Origin of the sequence: Pseudoxanthomonas kaohsiungensis (genome assembly GCF_010211765.1) — a bacterium.
Taxonomy (GTDB): Bacteria; Pseudomonadota; Gammaproteobacteria; order Xanthomonadales; family Xanthomonadaceae; genus Pseudoxanthomonas; species Pseudoxanthomonas kaohsiungensis.
In genome coordinates, this window is sequence record NZ_PDWO01000003.1 from 227,572 (window position 1) to 246,975 (window position 19,404).

23 protein-coding genes and 1 tRNA gene are annotated in these 19,404 nt (G+C 72.1%); 6 read left to right on the plus strand and 18 right to left on the minus strand.

The genetic code is table 11. From position 1 onward, the window contains the following. Window positions 1–68: 68 nt before the first annotated feature. Together CSC66_RS05295 and CSC66_RS05300 are read left to right on the plus strand one after the other, a co-directional pair. A complete protein-coding gene (locus tag CSC66_RS05295; protein ID WP_162376348.1) occupies window positions 69–1,466 on the plus strand; it encodes a dihydrolipoamide acetyltransferase family protein in 1,398 nt (465 codons plus the stop codon). Between the two features lie 90 nt (window positions 1,467–1,556). Further along, window positions 1,557–1,940, plus strand: coding sequence for a VOC family protein (locus CSC66_RS05300; RefSeq protein ID WP_162376349.1), 384 nt, complete (start codon window positions 1,557–1,559; stop codon window positions 1,938–1,940). Between the two features lie 129 nt (window positions 1,941–2,069). Here the strand turns inward: CSC66_RS05300 and CSC66_RS05305 are convergent, their stop codons facing one another. The 3 genes from CSC66_RS05305 to CSC66_RS05315 all read right to left on the minus strand — a co-directional run bounded on the left by CSC66_RS05305 (window position 2,070) and on the right by CSC66_RS05315 (window position 4,878). Next, window positions 2,070–2,999 (minus strand): MBL fold metallo-hydrolase, encoded by a 930-nt coding sequence (locus CSC66_RS05305; RefSeq protein WP_162376350.1) that lies wholly within the window; start codon window positions 2,997–2,999, stop codon window positions 2,070–2,072. Window positions 3,000–3,188: 189 nt separating this feature from the next. Then, the gene (locus CSC66_RS05310) at window positions 3,189–3,503 is read right to left on the minus strand and encodes a hypothetical protein (RefSeq protein WP_162376351.1); all 315 of its coding nucleotides are present in this window, start codon (window positions 3,501–3,503) and stop codon (window positions 3,189–3,191) included. A gap of 13 nt (window positions 3,504–3,516) precedes the next feature. Continuing rightward, window positions 3,517–4,878, minus strand: a complete 1,362-nt coding sequence (locus CSC66_RS05315) for a tryptophan--tRNA ligase (protein ID WP_162376352.1) — start codon at window positions 4,876–4,878, stop codon at window positions 3,517–3,519. 126 nt (window positions 4,879–5,004) lie between these two features. On the opposite strand from CSC66_RS05315, the gene CSC66_RS05320 reads away from it, so the two are divergent. After that, window positions 5,005–5,895, plus strand: a complete 891-nt coding sequence (locus tag CSC66_RS05320; RefSeq protein ID WP_162376353.1) for a hypothetical protein — start codon at window positions 5,005–5,007, stop codon at window positions 5,893–5,895. A gap of 193 nt (window positions 5,896–6,088) precedes the next feature. Here CSC66_RS05320 and CSC66_RS05325 read toward each other — a convergent pair whose 3' ends face one another. The 7 genes from CSC66_RS05325 to birA form a co-directional block, all read right to left on the minus strand. Beyond that, window positions 6,089–6,304: a CsbD family protein gene (locus CSC66_RS05325; RefSeq protein ID WP_162376354.1), complete on the minus strand. Its 216-nt coding sequence runs from the start codon at window positions 6,302–6,304 to the stop codon at window positions 6,089–6,091. 222 nt (window positions 6,305–6,526) lie between these two features. Next, window positions 6,527–6,679 carry an entericidin A/B family lipoprotein gene (locus CSC66_RS05330; RefSeq protein WP_162376355.1) on the minus strand — a complete coding sequence of 51 codons (153 nt, stop codon included), beginning with the start codon at window positions 6,677–6,679 and terminating at the stop codon, window positions 6,527–6,529. Between the two features lie 98 nt (window positions 6,680–6,777). Beyond that, window positions 6,778–7,701, minus strand: coding sequence for an arginase (gene rocF / locus CSC66_RS05335; RefSeq protein WP_162376356.1), 924 nt, complete (start codon window positions 7,699–7,701; stop codon window positions 6,778–6,780). Between the two features lie 119 nt (window positions 7,702–7,820). Then, window positions 7,821–7,896: transfer RNA gene (locus CSC66_RS05340), tRNA-Thr, on the minus strand. Between the two features lie 18 nt (window positions 7,897–7,914). After that, entirely contained in the window at window positions 7,915–8,589 is a 675-nt protein-coding gene (locus CSC66_RS05345) for an SPOR domain-containing protein (protein WP_162376357.1), read from the minus strand. An 11-nt stretch (window positions 8,590–8,600) separates the two neighbouring features. Beyond that, window positions 8,601–9,377, minus strand: coding sequence for a type III pantothenate kinase (locus CSC66_RS05350; RefSeq protein WP_162376358.1), 777 nt, complete (start codon window positions 9,375–9,377; stop codon window positions 8,601–8,603). Further along, complete coding sequence (birA, locus tag CSC66_RS05355; protein ID WP_162376359.1) at window positions 9,374–10,342, minus strand: bifunctional biotin--[acetyl-CoA-carboxylase] ligase/biotin operon repressor BirA; 969 nt, start codon at window positions 10,340–10,342, stop codon at window positions 9,374–9,376. Before birA ends, CSC66_RS05350 begins: the two co-directional genes overlap by 4 nt. Window positions 10,343–10,470: 128 nt before the next feature. Here birA and CSC66_RS05360 point away from each other — a divergent pair, with 128 nt between their 5' ends. After that, window positions 10,471–10,764, plus strand: a complete 294-nt coding sequence (locus CSC66_RS05360) for a hypothetical protein (RefSeq protein ID WP_162376360.1) — start codon at window positions 10,471–10,473, stop codon at window positions 10,762–10,764. Beyond that, window positions 10,731–11,513, plus strand: a complete 783-nt coding sequence (locus CSC66_RS05365) for a M90 family metallopeptidase (protein WP_162376424.1) — start codon at window positions 10,731–10,733, stop codon at window positions 11,511–11,513. The genes CSC66_RS05360 and CSC66_RS05365 overlap by 34 nt, the downstream gene beginning before the upstream one ends. Window positions 11,514–12,102: 589 nt before the next feature. Here CSC66_RS05365 and CSC66_RS05370 read toward each other — a convergent pair. The 6 genes from CSC66_RS05370 to CSC66_RS05395 form a co-directional block, all read right to left on the minus strand. Beyond that, entirely contained in the window at window positions 12,103–13,530 is a 1,428-nt protein-coding gene (locus CSC66_RS05370) for an ATP-binding protein (protein WP_162376361.1), read from the minus strand. A gap of 49 nt (window positions 13,531–13,579) precedes the next feature. After that, on the minus strand, window positions 13,580–14,263 hold the full coding sequence (locus CSC66_RS05375) for a response regulator transcription factor (protein ID WP_162376362.1): 684 nt from the start codon (window positions 14,261–14,263) through the stop codon (window positions 13,580–13,582). Between the two features lie 59 nt (window positions 14,264–14,322). After that, window positions 14,323–14,652, minus strand: coding sequence for a hypothetical protein (locus tag CSC66_RS05380; protein ID WP_379655825.1), 330 nt, complete (start codon window positions 14,650–14,652; stop codon window positions 14,323–14,325). A gap of 269 nt (window positions 14,653–14,921) precedes the next feature. Beyond that, complete coding sequence (locus tag CSC66_RS05385) at window positions 14,922–15,863, minus strand: arginine deiminase-related protein (RefSeq protein ID WP_238394284.1); 942 nt, start codon at window positions 15,861–15,863, stop codon at window positions 14,922–14,924. Next, the gene (dusA, locus tag CSC66_RS05390) at window positions 15,860–16,879 is read right to left on the minus strand and encodes a tRNA dihydrouridine(20/20a) synthase DusA (protein WP_202935602.1); all 1,020 of its coding nucleotides are present in this window, start codon (window positions 16,877–16,879) and stop codon (window positions 15,860–15,862) included. The genes CSC66_RS05385 and dusA overlap by 4 nt, the downstream gene beginning before the upstream one ends. A 137-nt stretch (window positions 16,880–17,016) precedes the next feature. After that, entirely contained in the window at window positions 17,017–17,157 is a 141-nt protein-coding gene (locus CSC66_RS05395; protein WP_162376364.1) for a hypothetical protein, read from the minus strand. Between the two features lie 329 nt (window positions 17,158–17,486). On the opposite strand from CSC66_RS05395, the gene CSC66_RS05400 reads away from it, so the two are divergent. After that, window positions 17,487–18,230 (plus strand): DUF72 domain-containing protein, encoded by a 744-nt coding sequence (locus CSC66_RS05400; RefSeq protein ID WP_238394285.1) that lies wholly within the window; start codon window positions 17,487–17,489, stop codon window positions 18,228–18,230. Here CSC66_RS05400 and CSC66_RS05405 read toward each other — a convergent pair. Both CSC66_RS05405 and CSC66_RS05410 read right to left on the minus strand, forming a co-directional pair. Then, the gene (locus CSC66_RS05405) at window positions 18,227–18,727 is read right to left on the minus strand and encodes a hypothetical protein (RefSeq protein WP_238394287.1); all 501 of its coding nucleotides are present in this window, start codon (window positions 18,725–18,727) and stop codon (window positions 18,227–18,229) included. The two genes, CSC66_RS05400 and CSC66_RS05405, sit on opposite strands and share 4 nt — an antisense overlap. 208 nt (window positions 18,728–18,935) lie before the next feature. After that, entirely contained in the window at window positions 18,936–19,385 is a 450-nt protein-coding gene (locus tag CSC66_RS05410; protein ID WP_162376366.1) for a hypothetical protein, read from the minus strand. Between the last annotated feature and the right edge of the window lie 19 nt (window positions 19,386–19,404).

A 19,404-nucleotide genomic window follows, 5' to 3' on the forward strand; every position in this document is an offset into this window, starting at 1 on the left:
GCGCCGCTACCCGACCTTTCCGGCGTGGCCCGCGGCCGCGCCCGCAACGACCTGCCAGGAACATCCGCATGAGCCAGAGCAAGACCTTCCACCTGCCCGACCTGGGCGAGGGCCTGCCGGACGCGACCATCGTCGAGTGGTACGTCAAGGAGGGCGATGTCGCCCGCCTGGATGAGCCGCTGGTGTCGATGGAGACGGCCAAGGCCGTGGTCGAGGTGCCGTCGCCGGTCTCGGGCAAGGTGCTCAAGCTGGCCGGTGCGGCCGGCGACGTGATCGCCACCGGCGCGATGCTGGCGGTGTTCGAGCCCGACCCGAACCTGCCGCAGCGCGCCGAAGGCCAGGACACCGGCCACCACCATGGCGGCGGCCACGCCGCGCCGGCCAAGGCCGCGGCCAGCGACGACGGCGGCGAACCGCCGACGCAGCCGGCGCCGTCCGAGGCGCGCGGCGGCGACGCCGGCACCGTGGTCGGCGCGATGCAGTCCTCCGATGCCGTGCACAGCGAGACGGCGATCTCCGTCGGGGGCGTGAAGGCGATGCCGGCGGTGCGCGCGCTGGCGAAGAAGCTCGGCGTCGACCTGGCGCGCGTGCGCGCCACCGGCGCCGACGGCACCGTCAGCCTGGCCGACGTGAAGAACGCGGCCGCCTCGCCCTCCAGCCTGCTTCCCGCCGCTTCCGGCCGCACGGGCCCGGCACCTGCCGCCGCGCAGTCCGCCGCGCCGGTTGCGTCGCGTGGCGTCAGCCGCGACGACGCACCGCAGCGCACCCCGATGTCCGCCGCCGGCAAGCCGATGCGCACCCGTCCGCCGGGCGCGACGGCCGCCGCCAGCGGCCAGCCCGAGCAACTCAAGGGCGTGCGCCGCAACATGGCCCGGGTCATGGCCGATGCGCACAGCAAGGTGGTACCGACCACGCTGGTCGACGATGCCGACCTGCACGGCTGGATCGGCAAGCAGGACATCACCGCGCGCCTGGTCCGCGCGATCACGGTCGCCTGCAAGACGGTGCCCGCGCTCAACGCCTGGTTCGATGGCGACGCGCTGGCGGTGACGCGCCACCCGCACGTGGACGTGGGCATCGCGGTGGACACCGACGACGGCCTGTTCGTGCCGGCCCTGCGCAACGCCGACATGCTCGATGCGCGCGGCATCCGCGAGGGCATCAACCGCCTGCGCCTGCAGGTGGAGGAACGCTCCATCGCCGCCAGCGAGCTGTCGGGCTACACCATCTCGCTGTCCAACTTCGGCATGTTCGCCGGCCGCTACGCCACGCCGGTCGTGGTGCCGCCGTGCGTGGCGATCGTCGGTGCCGGCAAGCTCAGCCACGACGTGGTGGCGGTGATCGGCGGCATCGAGGTCCACCGCCGCCTGCCGATCTCCCTGACCTTCGACCACCGCGCCGCTACCGGCGGCGAGGCCGCGCGCTTCCTCAAGGCGCTGCTCGACGACATGGCGCTGCCGCAGTAATGCCAGGGCGGTGAGCGTAGGCGCCGCCGTCACATGCGCTGCGACGGCGGCGGCGTACCGTCGGAATCCCCTTCCCTACGGAGCAGCGCCATGCCACACCACAGCCGCCTGAGCACCCTGGTCCTCGACTGCAAGGTCGACGACCTCGCCGCATCGACCGAGTTCTGGAGCCGGGCCTTGGGCAAGCCGGTCGCCAGCCCGGACCAGGACGGCGACGGCAGGTACGCCGAACTGGAAACCGCCGAGGACGAGCCGATCATCCTGCTGCAGAAGGTCGGGCACGATGCGCGGGTGCACCTGGACATCGAGACCGACGACGTCGAGGCCGAAGCCGAACGGCTGGTCGCGCTGGGGGCGAAGAAGATCGCCTTCATCAAGCGCTGGTGGGTGATGGAAGCACCCAGCGGCCATCGCTTCTGCGTGGTGCGGCAGCAGCGCGAGCCGTTCGGGCCGCACGCCAACCGCTGGGAGTGATGCCGCGCGGCGGATCCAACCTGCCGCCGCGGTTGTTGTAGGAGCCCATCTTCATGGGCGACCCGAGATGGTCGGGACAGGCGACCTCCTCGTCACCCCGACACCCGTGTCGCCCATGAGGATGGGCTCCTACAGCCGCGAACGCTCCAGCCAGGTTTCCAGGCCCTGGGCGTTGAGCTCGATGTCCATCGCCAGCAGCTGCAACACCGCTGCGTCGTCCAGGGCGACGCCATGCGCGCGGGCGCGCTCAAGGTAGTACTCCGACAGCGCGGCCACCAGCGCGCGGTGGCGATCCGGCTGGCCATCGCAGGCCTGCGCCAGCGAGACCATCGCATCGATCTGCTCGTGCATTTCCGCGGCCAGCCGCGCCACGTCCCCGACGCGACCGTAGTGGGTCAGGTACATGGCCTGCGGCGACTGCGCCATCATCCGCTCGATCGATGCCTGCATCGCCTCGGGCTCGAACTGCACCGGCGAGGACGTGGGCAGGATGAAGGCACCGTGCGCGCCGTCCAGTTCGCGGTACGAAAGGCCGAAGGTGTCGCCGGTGAACCAGCTGCGGCTGCGCGCGTCCCACACGCACTGGTGGTGGCGCGCGTGGCCGGGCGTGTCGATGCAACGCAGCGCCCTGCCCGCTAGGTCGACCTCGTGGCCATCGGCGGCCACCACCACCCGTCCGGACGGCACCGGCACCAGCTCCCCGTAATGCCGCGCGAATTCGGCTTCGCCGTACACGGCCGTCGCGCCGGCGGCCAGACGCGCCGGATCGATCATGTGCGGCGCCGCGCGCGGATGCGCGACCAGCCGAGCGTTCGGCAGTTGCCGCATCAGGGTGCCGGCACCACCTGCATGGTCGAGGTGGACGTGGGTCAGGATCAGCCAGTCCACGTCGGCGGGCACGAGCCCGGCCTGTTCCAGCGCCGCCAGCAGCACCGGGACGCTGTGGTTGGTGCCGCAGTCGATGAAGGCACCGCGCCCTTCTTCCACGACCAGGTACGCCGCGTCGAAGCGCGGCCGCACATAGCCGGTATCGATCGTATGGATGCCGTGTTCGGGCATGTCGGCCTCCTTGCTGGCTGTCTTCCGTGGCGCGGGACCATCCTAGTCAGGGCAGGCGGTGCCTGCGATCCGGCTTTGGTCGTAGACCGGACGCCCCCATTTGCAGGAGCCGATTCATCGGCGACACGGGCGTCGGGGTGCCGAGGATGTCGCCTGCGCCGGCGCGTCGGGTCGCCGATGAATCGGCTCCTACAAGGGCCTTTGGCGCCACGCATCCATCAACCGCATGCGCAGGGGAATCGCCAGCGCCAGCACCGCCAGGAACGCGCCGTAGGCGTACAGCACCGCGAGCACCTGGCGCCAGATCGGCCCGCTGCGCGCGTCGGCCACGCCTTCGCTGTAGCCCCAGAGCATGCCGGCGATGCTCAGCACGAGCGCCAGCATCAGCACCGCGGTGTCGAATGCACGCCGCGCCAGCGGCCGGGGCGTGCGCGGATACACCCAGTACAGGGCGCCCAGCAACGCGAACCAGGGCAGGAACAGCAGCAGGGACAACCAGGCCATCAGCGCCGCGCCCTCATGCCTCGGCCTCGGCCAGCTGCCGCAGCGCATCGAGGACCTCGTCCACGCCGGCCAGGCCCTCGCCGAGCGTGCCGATCTTCTCGCCCAGCAGGCCGACCGCGCGCAACTCCATCTCGTGCAGCGCGTCGAGGCCCTCGCGCTTGAGCCGCGCGATCACCTCGCCGGCTTCGCGCGGCGACTGGTGGCCATCCCCCTGCAGCAGCAGGCGTCCGTCCGCGTCGACCAGCTTGAAGTGGAAGCGGCCGTCGGCTTCGCGGTACTGCTTGATCTGCGGGAGCCTGGCCGCTGCCGACTTCTTCGCGCGGGCACCGGCCGCGGCCGCCCGGAACGGGCCAAGGCCGACGGCACGCTGCAGGCCGTCGAGCAGCGGCACGGTGACGTCGCGCGCCTTGCGTGCGCCTTCCAGCAGGATGTCCTCCAGGTGCGCGGGCTTGGCGATCAGTTGTGCGTACTGCTCGCGCATCGGCGCCACCGCTTCGTCGACCAGCGCGAACAGCCGCTGCTTGGCGTCGCCCCAGCCGATGCCGTCGGCGAAGGCATGGCGCATCTCTTCGGCCTGCGCCGGCGTGGCAAAGGCCTGGTAAAGCTGGAACAGGGCCGAGCCCTCGGTGTCCTTGGCTTCGCCGGGCGCGCGCGAGTCGGTCACGATCGACATCACCAGCTTCTTCAGTTCGGCCGGCGGCGCGAACAGCGGGATCGTGTTGTCGTAGCTCTTGGACATCTTGCGCCCGTCCAGGCCGGGCAGCGTGGCCACGTTCTCGTCGATCTGCACCTCCGGCAGCACCAGCGGCTCGCCAGTGTTGCCCGTGGCCTGGCGCCAGGCCTCGCCGTAGAGGTGGTTGAAGCGTTGGCCGATATCGCGCGCCATCTCGATGTGCTGGATCTGGTCGCGACCCACCGGCACCTTGTGCGCGCCGAAGGCCAGGATGTCGGCGGCCATCAGCACCGGGTACATGTACAGGCCGGCGTTGACGCCCGCGTCGGGGTCTTCGCCGGCGGCGACGTTCTTGTCCACCGCCGCCTTGTAGGCGTGCGCGCGGTTGAGCAGGCCCTTGGCCGCCACGCAGGTCAGCAGCCAGGTGAGCTGGGGGATCTCGACGATGTCCGATTGCCGGTAGAAGGTCACCTTCCGCGGATCCAGGCCGCAGGCCAGCCAGGTCGCGGCGATCTCCTGGCGCGAGCGGGCGACGCGTTGCGGATCGTCGGCCTTGATCAGCGCGTGGTAGTCGGCCAGGAAGAAGAAGCTCTCCACCCCGGGCGCGCGACTGGCGGCGATCGCCGGCCGGATGGCGCCGGCGTAGTTGCCCAGGTGCGGGGTACCGGTGGTGGTGATGCCGGTGAGGACTCGGACGGTCATGGCGGATGCGCGGTTGAGACCGGTCGATTCTACCTTGGACGGCCGTCGGGCCCGGCGACAGACGAAGAAAACCCCATTGCCGCCCGTGGCGCGTTCATCGCAGGCAACCTCCCAGCGGCCACTGCCATGACCACCCCGAGCAACGCGATCGCGACCGCATTGGCGTCTTTCGCACGGTTTCTCTTGCTGGCGCTGGCGATGGCCGCGCCGGCACACGCCCACCGGCCCAGCCCCTCGCCGGCGCTGGTGGAACTGGAAATCGTCGACCGCGACAGCGGCCGGCGCCTGCAGTCCTGGCACCACCAGGGCCAGGCGTGGGTGGCCGGCGAGCCTGGCCGGCCCTACGCGATCGGCCTGCGCAACCTCACCGGCAGCCGCGTCCTGGTGGTGCTGTCGGTCGACGGTCTCAACGCCATCGACGGGCGCTCGGCAGCCTTCGGCCAGGCCGGTTACGTGCTTGGCCCCTGGCAGGCGCTGGAGGTCACCGGCTGGCGCAAGTCGCTCGGCACCGTGGCCCGGTTCGTGTTCGACGACCCGTCGCGCAGCTACGCCGCGCGGACCGGCCGCCCGGCGAACATCGGCGTGATCGGCGTGGCCGTGTTCCGCGAGCACGCGCCCGCCTATCTCCCTCCCCCGATCGGCATCGGCAGCGCCCGCGAAGCGCATGGCAGCGAACCATCGCCCGGCCGTCAGGCCAGGGCGATCCAGCGGACGACCGATGGCGTCCACGGCCCGCATCGAGCAGGCGTGCATTCCGAGGCCCGTGCCATCGCCTCGGGCGCGCCAGCCCCGGGCCTGGGCACCGGCCATGGCGCCGTGGAGGGATCGCGGGCCTATTACACCGGCTTCGAGCGCGAAGCCGTGCCCTCACAGGTCAGCGAGGTGCGCTACGACACACGGGCCGGGCTGCTCGCGCGCGGCGTGCGCATGCCGACCCTGCATCGACCGGGCAGGCACCGGCCGCCCCTGCACGAGCCACATCCATTCCCTGGTGAGTTCGTCCCCGATCCGCGCTGAGCGCGGCGGGACCACACCCGCCTTTCCCTTTCGAGGGAGAAGCAAAACCGGCTTGCACGACCGCGCTGGCGGCGCAGGCGGGCAACGCCTCCGGTCCGATCGACGTCGCACCCGTCGACCGGGAGCGACGAGCCACAGACACGGAAAAGGGCGGCTTGCGCCGCCCTTTCCCCCTGTCGAGGCAGTCGCCCCGTCAGTGGCGGTAACGCTCGTCCAGGCTGCTCTCGAACTCGCGCACTTCCTTCTCGGCGCGATCCTTCTCCCAGCCATAACGTTCCTGCAGCTTGCCGGCAAGGTACTTGGCGTTGCCTTCGGCCACGTCGAAATCGTCATTGGTCAGGTCGCCCCACTTGGCCTGCATCTGACCCTTGAGCTGCTTCCAGTTGCCACCGATGATGTCGCGATTCATGTGATGCTCCTGCTTGTGCGTGTCGGGGGACGGCCACTTCGCTTCGTTGCTCGGTTGACCGTGGCGCCAGTGTCCCGCGTACGCCGTTGGGCGCCGATCCATCCCGCGTCAATGCGAAGTTATCCGGCTGAACCGCTCATCACCGCCGCACGCGCGCGCCGCCGCGAAAAAGAAAAGGGCCGGATGTCCGGCCCTTTCCCGCGACGCGATGTGGATCGGCGATCAGCACTTGCCGTCCTTGCAGTCCTGCGCCTTGTCGTCGATCTTGTCGCCGGCCGCTTCGATGTCCTTGCCTGCACCGGAAACGGTGTTGCAGGCCGACAGCATGGACACGGAGAACAGGCTCAGCAGGGTCAGGGTGATGATGCGCTTCATTTCGGGCTCCTCGTGACGGTTCGACCGCAACCTGTGCGGGTTGGCGGCCAATCTGGAGGGGGCACCGTGGAACCGGCGTGAATGCGTGCCGGGGATGTTCAGTCGCGCATCAGCGTGGATTTGCCGAACAGGCTCTCGACCAGGTCCACGGCCAGCTCGGCGGTGATGTTGTGGTCGTCCAGCACCGGGTTGAGCTCGACGATATCCAGCGAGCCCATCCGCCCGGTGTCGGCGATCATCTCCATCACCAGCTGCGCCTCGCGGTAGTTGGGGCCGCCGGGCACGGTGGTACCCACGCCCGGCGCGATCCCCGGATCGAGGAAGTCGACATCGAAGCTGACGTGCAGGTGGGTGTCGGCGTCCACCCCGTCGAGCGCCTGCGCCATCACCCGCTTCATACCGACCTCGTCGATGTAGCGCATGTCGTAGATGTCCAGGCGGTGCTGCTTGACCAGCCGCTTCTCCTCCGGATCCACCGAGCGGATGCCGATCTGGCGGATCTGCCCGGGCTGCAGCGCCGGCGCCTCCCCGCCCAGGCGGGTGAGCGCCTCCGGCCCGAGTCCGCACAGGCACGCCACCGGCATGCCGTGGACGTTGCCCGACGGCGTGACGTCGCTGGTGTTGAAGTCGGCGTGCGCGTCCAGCCACAGCACGCGCAGCTTCTTGCCGGTCTCGCGGCAGTGGCGCGCCACCGCGGTGATCGAGCCGATCGCCAGGCAATGGTCGCCGCCGAGCATCACCGGCATCCGGCCGGCGCGCAGCTCGCGCAGGCTGGCTTCCATCAGCGCGCCGTTCCAGGCCACGACCTGGTCCAGGTGCCGGTAGCCGGCCTCGGGCGGCAGCCAGGGATTGGCCGGGCCGGCCAGGTTGCCGCAGTCGCGCACGTCGATGCCGCGCCCGGCCAAGGCCTCGGCCAGGCCGGCGATGCGCAGGGCCTCGGGCCCCAGCGAGGCGCCGCGATGGCCGGCGCCGATGTCGGTCGGCACGCCGATGAAGGAAACAGGGGGATAGCTGCGGGGCATGGATCGTCTGCAGGTGGATTGCGGACGTCCATTCTAGGCAAGGGCGCCGACGCTGGCCCGCCGCAACGCAGCGACGAGCGGCTCGCGCAGATGCCTTCGCGCCCCGACCGGACGCGATGTGGTGCCGCCTATCCGGATCGAACGGATGACCTACCGCTTACAAGGCGGTTGCTCTACCAGCTGAGCTAAGGCGGCGTCGTGGCGCGTCGGATTCTAGCGCAGCGTGCCGACAGGCAGCGTCGCGCAGTCGCGCTCCTGCGCGGCGGGGAACGTCGCGCGCACGGAATCGGCATCGGCGCTGGCACCGTCGAGCCACCAGCGCGACGGTCCAGCCGCGCCCTGCGCGCGCAGCTGCGCCGGGAACCCGGCCGCGCGCAAGGCCGCGACGCGGCGCTCGGCGGTCTCGCGCCCGCGATAGGCACCCAGGGCGATGCCGTTGGCATCCTCGCCCTGGTTGAGCAGCAGGAAATCCTGGAAGCCTGCGGCCGCGATGCGATCGGCGGTCGCCTGCGCCTCGGCGCGACTGGCGGCCGGCGGCAGCAGCACGCGATAGCCGCTCGCCGCGCCGGGTTCCTCGCGGATCTCCGCCTCGCGCAGCAGCGTGCCCAGCCCCGCCTGCGCGACCTCGGCCGCGCCCCGGTCGGGGAACGGCCCCACGCTCAGGCAGGTGGCGGGCGCGGGGCCGGCAGCCTGCGGCCCGACGTCTTCGTTGCCGCTTGCGGTCGCAGGCGAGGTCGTCGCCGCCTGCGCCGGCAGCAGGACCAGCGCGACGCCGCCCTTGTCCGACGCTGGCAGCGGCCGCGGCGCGGGCGACGGCCGCGTCAGCCACCAGGCGGCGACACCGAGGTTGAGGGCGACCAGGACGACGATCAGGGCACGGACTCGCATGGACGGCGATTCTAGCGGGACGGCAGCGGCGCCGGCCCATCGGCTTCGTCCGGCGCGTGCAGCTGCGCCCATGCCGCCAGGCCCTCCAGGACCAGGGCCACGCGCAGCTGCGCCGCCGGCATCAGCGGCAGCAACGCCTCCGCCCCGCCACCGTGGAGCAGCAGCGCCGGCTCGCGGCCGAGCCGTTCGCGCGCGTGCCGCAGGGAGCGCTCGACCAGCGCGACCGCCGCGCCGTCGCAGCCGGATGCCAGCGCATCCTCGGTGTCGTCGGCGAACTCGCGGTAGTGCCCCCCGGAGGCGGGCAACTGCACCGCACGCTGCTGCAGCGCCTGGCGCATCAGCGTCGGCGAGGCCGCGATCCGCCCCCCATGGTGGATGCCATCGGCGGCGAGCAGGTCGATCGTCAGCGCGGTGCCGACACCGGCGACGAGCACGTCGCCACCGCCCGCGCGCGCGGCGAGCATGGCGAGGAAGCGGTCCACGCCCATCCGCTGCGGTTGCGGATAAGCCACGCGCAGGCCGCCGCATTCGGCCAGGGTGCGGGCGACCTGCACCTCCTCGAAGCGTTCGCGCAGCAGCGCCATCACCCGCGTGGTCAACGCCGTTGCGGCCACGCTCGCGACCCAGGCGCGGCGACCGCGGGGCAGCGGGACCTGGCCGGCATCGTCGCCGCTGGCCATCGCCTCGGCGCTGTGCGGCCAGGCCAGCACCTCGCCGATGCCACCGTCCGGCCGCCTGCGCGCGGCCTTGAAGCGCGAGTTCCCCAGGTCGAACAGCCAGTCGCTCATCGCGGCCTCACGCTCACTTCGCCCGCATGGAAGATCCGGTCGCCCTCGCCGGTGCGCACGCGCAGGCCGCCGTCGACGGCCAGGCCGATGGCCTGGCCGTCGACCACCTCGCGCCCCGCGAGCACGCGTACCGGGCGCCCGGCGAGTACGTCCAGCGTTTCGTAACGAGGCAGGAACGGCGCCAGCCCGTCGCGATCGAACGCATCGAGCGCCGGCAGCAGCCGCTGCAGCACCGTCGCCGCGACGGTATTGCGCGAGGGTGGTCCGCCGTCGGGCGCGAGCCCGGCCAGGTCGGTCCAGGGCTGGTCGATCGCGGCGGCGACGGCCGCCGGCAGGCGCACGTTGATCCCGATCCCGACCACCGCCTGCACCGGGCCGGCGTACTCGCCACCGCCCTCGACCAGCAGGCCGGCGAGCTTGCGATCGCCCGCCACCAGGTCATTGGGCCACTTCAGGCCGACCGATGCGAAGCCCAGCGCGCGCAGCGCCTCGGCCACCGCGACCCCGGCCACCAGGCTGAGCCCACCGAGGCGGGCCAGGCCGCCGTCGAAGCCGCGCCGTACCGACAGGCAGACCTGGCCGGCCAGCGGCGTATTCCAGGCCCGCCCCAGGCGTCCGCGCCCGGCGGTCTGGCGCTCGGCCAGCAGCACCAGCGTGCCGGCCGGCGGCGGGCGGCGCAGCAGTTCGCTGTTGGTCGAATCCAGGCTCCAGGCCAGTTCGAGCGAATCGCGGCCGGCCACCAGCACGCCGGCCAGGGCCGCCTGCAGCCCGGCCAGGTCGAGCAGGTCCGGCGGATGCGCCAGGACGTAACCCTGACCGGGGCGGGCCTCGATCTCGACGCCCGCCGACCGCAACGCCTCGATCCGCTTCCACACCGCCGCGCGGGTCACCCCGGCCTCGCGCGCCAGCGCGTCGCCGGACACCGCACCGGTCCCGAGCCTGACCAGCAATTGGCGATCGTCCACGCAGACTCCCCGGCCGGGCGGCCACTTCCGACCGGCGATTATCACCCCTGGCGCCACGCCCCAGGCACATGCCGGGCGGCGCCGGCCGCGCTATAGTCGGGCCCTCCGCCCGGTCGATGGATCCGCCGATGCGCCGCCTGCTCCCGTTCCTGTTGCTGCTCGCCGCCCCGGCGATGTGCTGGGCGGCGCCTGCCGAGTCCGAGCCGGCCGCGAAGAACGGCGCCTGCGTGTACGCACGCCCCGCAACGACGGTGGCGGTGGCCGAGGGCGATGCACCGCAGGCCCGCCCGGCCACGCCGCCCGCGGCCAGGAGCACGCCGAAGCCGGCCGCGACCGGCGGTGGCGGCGGCGATGGCGAAAGCGCGGTCCCGCGCGTGCGCGGCAATCGCTGGCACAGTTTCCTGCCGGGCATGTTCCGCTGATAGCCACGCTGTTGCGCTGGCTGCGGCCGCGCCCTGGATCCCTCGACGACACCCTCTGGCACGCGGCCTGCGCGCGCCTGCCGTGGGTGGCCGCGCTCGAACCGGAACGCCGCGAGCGCCTGCGCGCGCTTGCCGCCCGCTTCCTGCACGAGAAGACCATCACCCCGCTGGCAGGCCTGCAGCTGGACGACGGCGAGCGGGTGCTGCTGGCCGCGCTGTGCTGCCTGCCGCTGCTGGAGTTCGGCCCTGCCGGCCTGCGCGGCTGGTCGCAATTGCTGGTGTACCCGGACGCCTTCCGGGTGCGCCGCAGCCATGTCGATGCGGCCGGGGTGCTGCACGAATGGGACGACGACCTGGCCGGGGAGGCCTGGGACCACGGCCCGCTGATCCTGTCATGGGCCGACGTGCGGGCCGACCTGGAAGACCCGGCGGCCGGCTACTGCGTGGCCGTCCATGAGATGGCGCACAAGCTGGACGTGCTCGACGGCGAACTCGACGGCACCCCGCCCCTGCCGGCCCGCTGGCATCGCGAATGGGCCCGCGACTTCCAGTGCGCCTACGAGGCGTTCTGCGCACAGGTGGACGCCGGCCGCGAGACCGCCATCGATCCCTACGCGGCGGAGGCACCCGAGGAATTCTTCGCGGTCGCCACCGAGTACCACTTCTCGGCCCCGTCGCTGCTGGCCGAAGCGATGCCCGAGGTGGCCGCGCACCTGGCGCGCTTTTACGGCCCGCCCCCGGCCCTGTAGGACCCATCCTCATGGGCGGCACGCGGGTATCCATGGCGCGACTTTGAACGCTGCGCCACGAACGCCCTCGCGTCGCCGATGAATCGGCTCCTACAAAAGCCGCCCGCACCTGCAGCTCGTCGATGTTCGGTGCGCCCCCCTGTAGGAGCCCATCCTCATGGGCGACACGAGGGCATCCATGGGGCGACGTTGAACGCTGCGCCCCGAACGCCCTCGCGTCGCCGATGAATCGGCTCCTGCAAAAGCCGCCCGCACCTGCAGCTCGTCGATGTTCGGTGCGCCCCTCTGTAGGAGCCCATCCTCATGGGCGACACGAGGGCGTCAATGGGGGCGACGTTGAACGCTGCGCCCCGAGCGCCCTCGCGTCGCCGATGAATCGGCTCCTGCAAAAGCCGCCCGCACCTGCAGCTCGTCGATGTTCGGTGCGCCCCTCTGTAGGAGCCCATCCTCATGGGCGACACGAGGGCGTCAATGGGGGCGACGTTGAACGCTGCGCCCCGACTGCGCTCGCGTCGCCGATGAATCGGCTCCTGTAGGAAAGCGATGCCGGGCGGCTGGTTCGACGCTGCCCCAAGCGCGGACAGCGAGGTCACAGCCCCGGCGGCAGGGTCACCTCGAAGCGGGCGCCACCCAGTTCGGGCGAGCGGCTGACCTGCAGCTCGCCGCGGTAGTCGCGGACCAGGTCCTGCACGATCGCCAGGCCGATGCCGTGTCCCTGCACGCGTTCGTCGCCGCGCACGCCGCGCTGCAACACCTTGGCCACGTCTTCCGGCGCGATGCCGGGGCCGTCGTCGTCCACCGCCAGCTGCAGGCCGGCGCGGCGGTTGGGCGCGCCCGGGCCCGGGCGCGCGGTCAGCAGCACGCGGTGGCGCGCCCACTTGAAGCCGTTCTCGAGCAGGTTGCCCAGCAGCTCCTGCAGGTCGCCGGCCTCGCCGTAGAACTGCACCCCGGGCGCCACGTCGAATTCGCACAGCACGTTCTTGGCCGCGTACACCTTCTCCAGCCCGCGCACGATCTCCTCGGCGGTGGACTCGATCGGCACCGGCGCCGAGAACAGCTTGTGGCCGCCCGAGGCCGCGCGCGCGAGCTGGTAGGAGACCAGGTCGTTCATGCGCTTGAGCTGGACGTCCAGCTCTTGTCGAAGCACGGCCTCGCGCGGCCCCTTGCCCTCGCCCGCATCCAGCTGGGTGCGCAGCACCGCCAGCGGCGTCTTCAGGCTGTGGGCCAGGTCGGCCAGGGTGTTGCGCTGGCGGTCCAGGTGTTCGCGTTCGCTGTCGATCAGCGCGTTGATGCTCTCGGTCAGCGGCTCGAGCTCGCGCGGGTGGCGCTCGCTCATGCGCTGCAGCTGGCCGCGCTGCACCCGGACCAGCTCGGCGATCACGCGCTGCAGCGGCCGCAGGCTCCAGTTGAGGATCACCACCTGCAGCAGCAGGATCAGGCCGGCGCCGCCGAGGTAGACCCACAGCGCGGCGCGGAACACGCGCACCTGCGCCGCCAGCGTCTGCGCGTCCTCCATCACGAAGATCGAGTACGGGAACTCGTTGTCGGGCCCGCGCTCGGCCCAGACCAGGCCGATGCCATAGCGGTACACCTCGCCCTCGCTGCCATCGACCTGGGTCATCGCCAGCGGCCCGTCGAAGCGCTCCTGGCGCGGTTCCAGCTGGCCGGCCACTTCCGGCAGCAGCGGCCCTTCGGCCGACAGCGAGGCCCAGTGCGCGTTGGGCATGACCACTTCGGCGTACAGGCCGCTGCCGGGGCGGTGGAAGCGCGGGTCGGGACCCAGCTCCGGCGTGTACAGGGATCCGTCGCGGCCGAAGTCGATGTTGTCCGCGTACGCCATCGCGTAGCTCTTCAGGCGCTGGCGCAGGTTGGCCTCCGCCGTCTCGGCGAAGGCGCGGTCCAGGGCGAAGCCGGCCAGCATCAGGAACGCGACCAGGCTGATGCTGGCCGCGGTGAGCTGTCGTGCCTTGAGCGAGCGCGGCCGCCACGGCCGGAACCCCAGTCGGCTGCGCTCCACGGAAGCTCCCGGCGTCTGGCCCTGTTTCAGGCGGCCCGTCCCGGCCGGCTCAGCCGTCGGTGCGCGGAATGGCGAAGCGGTAGCCGCGGCCGCGCACGGTCTCGATCGGCTTGAGCTCGCCGTCCGGATCCAGCTTCTTGCGCAGGCGGCCGATGAAGACCTCCAGCACATTGGAGTCGCGGTCGAAGTCCTGCTGGTAGATGTGCTCGGTGAGGTCGGCCTTCGACACCAGTTCGCCGGCGTGCATCATCAGGTACTCGAGCACCTTGTACTCGTAGCTGGTCAGGTCGACGTTGCTGCCCGACACGCTGACGGTCTGCGCCGCCAGGTCCAGCGCGACCGGTCCGCACTCGAGCACCGGCTTGCTCCAGCCTGCGGCGCGGCGCACCAGCGCGTTGAGCCGGGCCAGCAGTTCCTCGACGTGGAACGGCTTGACCAGGTAGTCGTCGGCGCCCTGCTTGAGCCCTTCCACCTTGTCCTGCCAGCTCGAGCGCGCGGTCAGGATCAGCACCGGGAAGTTCTTGCCTTCGTCGCGCAGGGCCTTGACCAGCTCCATGCCCGACATCTTGGGCAGGCCCAGGTCGATGATCGCCACGTCGAACGGCACCTCGCGGCCCATGTACAGGCCTTCCTCGCCATCCTGCGCGGCATCGACCGCGAAGCCTTCGCGCTTGAGCCGCGCTGCCAGCGTTTCCCGCAGCGGCGCTTCGTCTTCGACCAGAAGGATACGCATGCACTCTCCCTGAGTTGCAGTGTCTGATGGGGCCGGCCTCCGGGCCGGGTGCCCATTGTCTAGCGTTCGTCGTTATCGGCGCGTCGCGGCTGCCCGCGCTGCGCCGTGCCCGGGTCCCCGGTGTAATCCATGTAGCGGACCCGGCCACGGTCGTCCATGTACTTGACCCGGGTGATGTTGCGTCCCTCGAACGGCACCTGCTCGGCGCCCAGGATCTGGCCGCCGGTGGTGCGCTGCACCCGGCGCACGGCATCGGAGATCGAACGGCTGTCCTGGGCCGGCGGGCGCGCCGGCTCCCGGTCGGGCCGGGAGGCCTGCGGCATCTCGCGCTCGCTGCGGCCGCGCTGCATCAGGGATTCGCGGGGACGTACCTCGCGCGGTCCGCCCATGCGCGGGCCGGACTCCGGGCCGCGCTGCCGCGGCGCCTCCTGCGCGCCAGCCGCGGCCGTGCCCAGGGCGAGCGGCAGCAGGGCGATGGCAAGGCGGAGCAGGCGGGTCATCACAACTTCCTAACGGACTCGGGCGGGAATGGCAAATCCCGCCGCATACGGGCAGGGGGGCCAATGGCGCTGTTGGACGACGATGTTCGTTAGAAAGCGGTGAATCCGATCTGAACTTATCCACATGCGGGCAGCATCCGGTTCAGCCGGCGACCGGCTCAGAACACTTCGGCCACGCAGCAGCGCAGCGAACCGCCGCCGGCCTCGATCGCCGCCAGCGGCACCTGCCCGAGCGCGAAGCCGGCCGTGGCCAGCACCTGCCGCTGCCCGTGATCGAGCGAGTCGGCGGCGGCCTGGCTCATCCATGCGCGCCCCGGCGCCAGGGCGATGGCATTGCCGGCGAACGCCGCCTGCTGCCCGGCCCGCAGCCGCACCACGTGCGGCGCATAGAACCCGGCGATCGCCTCGGCGATGACCGGGTCGGCGAACCCGGCCGGGCTGACCAGCACCGCGCGCCCGGCCAGCACCGCCAGCACGACGTTGGCGTGGTACTCGCCCGGCGCCAGGTCGAACACCAGCGTCGCGCGCAGGCCGAAGGCCTCGTGCACCAGGCGCGCGCCGGTCTCGTCGCAGCGTTCGGACAGGCCGCAGTAGCCGAGGCCACGGGCGCGGTCGACCACCATCGATCCGGTCAGTTCGCACGGGTGCGGCTGCTGCGACAGGTCGATCTCCCCGGTGCCGGCCAGCGCGCGGAAGAAGCCGCGGATGTCGGCGCGGTCGGCCTCGCCGCGCCGTACCGGGTGGCGCATGCGCCCCACCACCAGCCGCAGTCGGCCGTGCGGGTCGACCCGCGCATCCGGCCGCGCGGTGGCGAAGACGTTGTTCGGGAACACCGCGTCCGGCGTGGCCGGGTCGCCGGGGAAGGCGAACACCGGCAGGTCCGCGGCCAGCGCGCGTTGCAGCGCGCGATGCTCGGCCAGCGCCGCTTCGCAGTGGTAGCCCCCGGCCGCGGCCATGTAGCGGTTGTCGAGGGCCGACTGCTCGGCCCGGGCGAAGCCCTCGGGCGTGACCAGGAACGCGGCGCGCGCGGTGGCCGGGCCGAAGTCCGGCGCCATGCCGCGCGCCACCGCCAGGAACGCCTGCGGATCGCGGGTGATCACGCCGCCACGCGCCGCTGCGCGGTCGCGTCCAGCGCCTGTTCCAGCAGCGTCCAGCCGGCGCCGTCGCGATGCGCGCCCTCGCTCAGCACCTGGCGGAACGCGCGACCGCCGGGCTGGCCATGGAACAGGCCGAGCACGTGGCGGGTGATGTGCTTGAGCGCCACGCCGGCGGCCAGCTGCGCCTCCACGTACGGGCGCAGCGCGCGCAGCAGGCCGGCGCGGTCGCGCAGCGGGCCGCCGTACAGGGCGACGTCGAGCCGGTGCAACAGGTAGGGGTCGTGGTAGGCCGCGCGGCCCAGCATCACGCCGTCCGCATGCGCCAGTTGCGCCTCGACCGCCTCCGGCGAGGCGATGCCGCCGTTCACCAGCACCTGCAGGCCGGGCCGGTCGCGCTTGAGCTGCCAGGCCCATTCGTAGCGCAGTGGCGGCACCTCCCGGTTCTCTTTCGGCGACAGGCCCTGCAGCCAGGCGTTGCGGGCATGGACCACGAAGGTCGCGCAGCCGGCCGCGGCGACCGTGTCGATGAAGGCGAGGAAGCGCTCGTAGTCCTGGTCGTCGTCCACGCCCAGCCGGCACTTCACCGTGACCGGGACCGGCGTAGCCGCGCGCATCGCCGCCACGCCCTCGGCCACCAGTGCCGGCTCGCGCATCAGGCAGGCGCCGAAGCGCCCGGCCTGGACGCGGTCGGAGGGGCAGCCGCAGTTGAGGTTGATCTCGGCGTAGCCCCATTCGCCGCCGATCCGCGCCGCCTGGGCCAGCAGCGCGGGCTCGCTGCCGCCGAGCTGCAGCGCCACCGGCTGCTCGACCGGATCGAAGCCCAGCAGGCGTTCGCGGTCGCCCAGGACCACCGCATTGGCATGCACCATCTCGGTGTACAGGCGCGCATGCGGGGCCAGCAGCCGGTGGAGGACCCGGCAATGGCGGTCGGTCCAGTCCATCATCGGCGCGACGGACAGGCGCGCGGATGCCGCGTAGCGAGGGTCCGGGGAGTTGGCGGCGGTGTCAGGCATGGGCATGGGCTTCCGGAATCCGGGGCTCCGGGCATCCGGCGGGGGCAAGGGGTGAATGCTACAGGCGGCCCGCGCCCGAGGCATGCCCGGCGCGGTCGCCGTTCGGGCACGGTTGCGGCGCGCGGGGGTCGCGCGGCCGGCGATCAGCCGCCCAGCGCGATGGTCAGGGCCACGAGGACCACGCCCAGCGCGATCGCGTTGGAGGCGCGCATCGCCGGCGCGCCCTGCTCCATCAGTAGGAACGGCAGCGCCAGCGGGAAGGTGGTGGCCACCACAGCAGGCATACGGCCAGCGCGCCGAGCCCGATCGTGCTACTCGGCGCGCTGTCCGGCGCGCAGACGTTCACCGCCGCGCTGGCCGCACTGCAGGATCGCGGTGATCGGCTACTCCGGCTCGGTGGCGATCGCGCACGTGTTCCTGACCACGTGGGGCACGGTGATCGTGCTGCTGATGGTGTAGCGCGGTCGATCCGGCCCACGGGTGGTTCGCGAACCCGGCCTCGCCGCGGCGCGTTGACGCCACCCGCACGCCCCGGCGTGGCAGCCTTTCCTGCATGCCAGCCACACGGGAAAACCCGATTGAAGATGCCGCGCGGAGACGCGAAGGCGCCCGGATGCGCAAGGTCGTGGTCGGATGCGCAGGCTGGTCGATACCAGGACGGTATCGCGACCTGTTCGCGGACGGTGACAGCGTACTCGCGCGGTATGCGTCGCGGTTCCCGATCGTCGAGATCAACTCCTCGTTCTATCGCCCGCACCAGCAGGCTACCTATGCACGCTGGGCCGGCAGCGTGCCGCGCGGCTTCCGGTTCTCGGTGAAGATGCCCCGGCTGATCTCGCACGAACTGGCGCTGCGCGGCTGCGGCCCGGCACTGGATGCGTTCCTCGCGCAGGCGTCGGGACTGGGCGCCCGGCTGGGCGGTTACCTGCTGCAGTTGCCCCCCAGCCATGTGCTGGACCCGCGCGCGGCTTCGGTGTTTTTCCGCATGTTCCGCCACCGCAGCGATGCGCCGCTGGTATGCGAGCCCAGGCACGCCAGCTGGTTCTCGCCGCGCGCCAGTGCGCTGCTGGCGCGGTACGGCGTGGGCCGGGTCAACGCCGATCCGGCGGTGGGCCCGTCCAGCGACCAGGCCGACGAGGCGGGCGCCCATGTCGAGTCGATCTGGCCGTACTGGCGGCTACACGGCTCGCCGCGGATGTACTACAGCGACTACCCCGACACGCGGCTGCGGCAGCTGGCCACGCGCCTCGCCGCCCTTCGCGACGCGGGCATGCCCGCCTGGGTGGTCTTCGACAACACCGCGCATGGTTTTGCCACCGCCAACGCGGCGCGGCTGCAGGAGCTGCTCTCGCGCTAGTGGCGGTCGCGCTTCGCGGCCTCGGATTCGTCCTGCGCACGCGCGCGCAGGGCGCGCGACAGCGCCGCATCCGGCTCCAGCGGGCGCGACCAGCGCCGGTAGCTGTCGGCCAGTGCCAGCCGCATGGCCAGCCAGGCCTGCGATCCGGGACGCGCGTCGAAGCCCTCGGCGACCTGCTCCCAGTCCGCATCCGCACCCGCCATGGTGTGGGCGCGGACCACGCTGCGGCAGGTGGCCTCGGTGGCGCGGGCGAGGAAACAGGCGAACCAGGCATCGCCGCCGCCCCAGCCGGGCTGGGCGAGCAGGCCATGCACGTATCCGCGCGGTACGCCGGCGTAGCGCTCCAGCTCGGCGGCAAACGCTTCCGGATAGCGCGCGGCGTACTGGTCGATGTCGGCGAGCCGGCCATCAAGCCAGGCATCGCCGGTGGCGCGCGCGCGATGGCATTCCGGTGGCCGTGTCCGGCGCCGCGGCTGCCGGCTGCTGCGCCGTCGCACCGGGCGCAACCGTGGCCACTGCCGCCGCTGTGGCGAAGCCCATGACCAGGCGGAGGGGACGCGATGCGAGGATCATCGGACGATTCTGCCCCAGGCCCGTGTGCCTGTCAGGACGGCCTGCGCGCAGGCTGCCCGCTCGCGCAACAAGAAAGCCGGCTCCCATGACGGGAACCGGCTCCGGTAGGGCATGGCAGGCAGGCGTAGGCGCTCAGTCGTCCCAGCCGCGGCCGCGGTGCCTGTCATGGCCACGGCCCTTCTTGCCGTGGTGGCCATGGTGGTGCCGGTCGCGGTCGTAATGGCGGCGGTCGTCGTAGCTGACGCGATAGTGCGGCGGCGGCGGCGCGTAGTGGTACCGCGGCGCCGGGCGGTACACCACCACCGGCCGCGGCGGCGGTCCGTAGCGGTAGTAGACCGGGCGGTGCCAGCGGTCGTACTCGACCACCACCGGCTGGTAGTAGCCGCGATCGTAGTAGTAGGGCCGGCCACTGCGGAAGATCAGGTCGGCGACGTCGACCAGCACGCGCACCTGCACGTCGCTGGCCTGGGCCTTGCCGGCAGGCAACAGCGTGGCGGCGCCGGCGAGCGCGGCGGCGAGCAAGGCGCCGCGCATCCAGGCGCCGCGCGGGCTGGAGCGGTGGGTGTGCGTGACGGCATTCATGGGCTCTTCGTCATTTCCC

What these genes read in the sequence shown, in the direction of transcription:
- CSC66_RS05400 (WP_238394285.1), top strand. Translation starts at nt 17,487, where the DNA reads ATGCGCAAGGTCGTGGTCGGATGCGCAGGCTGGTCGATACCAGGACGG.
- CSC66_RS05325 (WP_162376354.1), bottom strand. Translation starts at nt 6,304, where the DNA reads ATGAATCGCGACATCATCGGTGGCAACTGGAAGCAGCTCAAGGGTCAG.
- CSC66_RS05320 (WP_162376353.1), top strand. Translation starts at nt 5,005, where the DNA reads ATGACCACCCCGAGCAACGCGATCGCGACCGCATTGGCGTCTTTCGCA.
- CSC66_RS05410 (WP_162376366.1), bottom strand. Translation starts at nt 19,385, where the DNA reads ATGAATGCCGTCACGCACACCCACCGCTCCAGCCCGCGCGGCGCCTGG.
- CSC66_RS05305 (WP_162376350.1), bottom strand. Translation starts at nt 2,999, where the DNA reads ATGCCCGAACACGGCATCCATACGATCGATACCGGCTATGTGCGGCCG.
- CSC66_RS05345 (WP_162376357.1), bottom strand. Translation starts at nt 8,589, where the DNA reads ATGCGAGTCCGTGCCCTGATCGTCGTCCTGGTCGCCCTCAACCTCGGT.
- CSC66_RS05310 (WP_162376351.1), bottom strand. Translation starts at nt 3,503, where the DNA reads ATGGCCTGGTTGTCCCTGCTGCTGTTCCTGCCCTGGTTCGCGTTGCTG.
- CSC66_RS05295 (WP_162376348.1), top strand. Translation starts at nt 69, where the DNA reads ATGAGCCAGAGCAAGACCTTCCACCTGCCCGACCTGGGCGAGGGCCTG.
- CSC66_RS05315 (WP_162376352.1), bottom strand. Translation starts at nt 4,878, where the DNA reads ATGACCGTCCGAGTCCTCACCGGCATCACCACCACCGGTACCCCGCAC.
- CSC66_RS05300 (WP_162376349.1), top strand. Translation starts at nt 1,557, where the DNA reads ATGCCACACCACAGCCGCCTGAGCACCCTGGTCCTCGACTGCAAGGTC.
- rocF (WP_162376356.1), bottom strand. Translation starts at nt 7,701, where the DNA reads ATGCCCCGCAGCTATCCCCCTGTTTCCTTCATCGGCGTGCCGACCGAC.
- CSC66_RS05375 (WP_162376362.1), bottom strand. Translation starts at nt 14,263, where the DNA reads ATGCGTATCCTTCTGGTCGAAGACGAAGCGCCGCTGCGGGAAACGCTG.
- CSC66_RS05330 (WP_162376355.1), bottom strand. Translation starts at nt 6,679, where the DNA reads ATGAAGCGCATCATCACCCTGACCCTGCTGAGCCTGTTCTCCGTGTCC.
- CSC66_RS05395 (WP_162376364.1), bottom strand. Translation starts at nt 17,157, where the DNA reads ATGCCTGCTGTGGTGGCCACCACCTTCCCGCTGGCGCTGCCGTTCCTA.
- CSC66_RS05360 (WP_162376360.1), top strand. Translation starts at nt 10,471, where the DNA reads ATGCGCCGCCTGCTCCCGTTCCTGTTGCTGCTCGCCGCCCCGGCGATG.
- dusA (WP_202935602.1), bottom strand. Translation starts at nt 16,879, where the DNA reads ATGCCCATGCCTGACACCGCCGCCAACTCCCCGGACCCTCGCTACGCG.
- CSC66_RS05350 (WP_162376358.1), bottom strand. Translation starts at nt 9,377, where the DNA reads ATGAGCGACTGGCTGTTCGACCTGGGGAACTCGCGCTTCAAGGCCGCG.
- CSC66_RS05380 (WP_379655825.1), bottom strand. Translation starts at nt 14,652, where the DNA reads ATGGGCGGACCGCGCGAGGTACGTCCCCGCGAATCCCTGATGCAGCGC.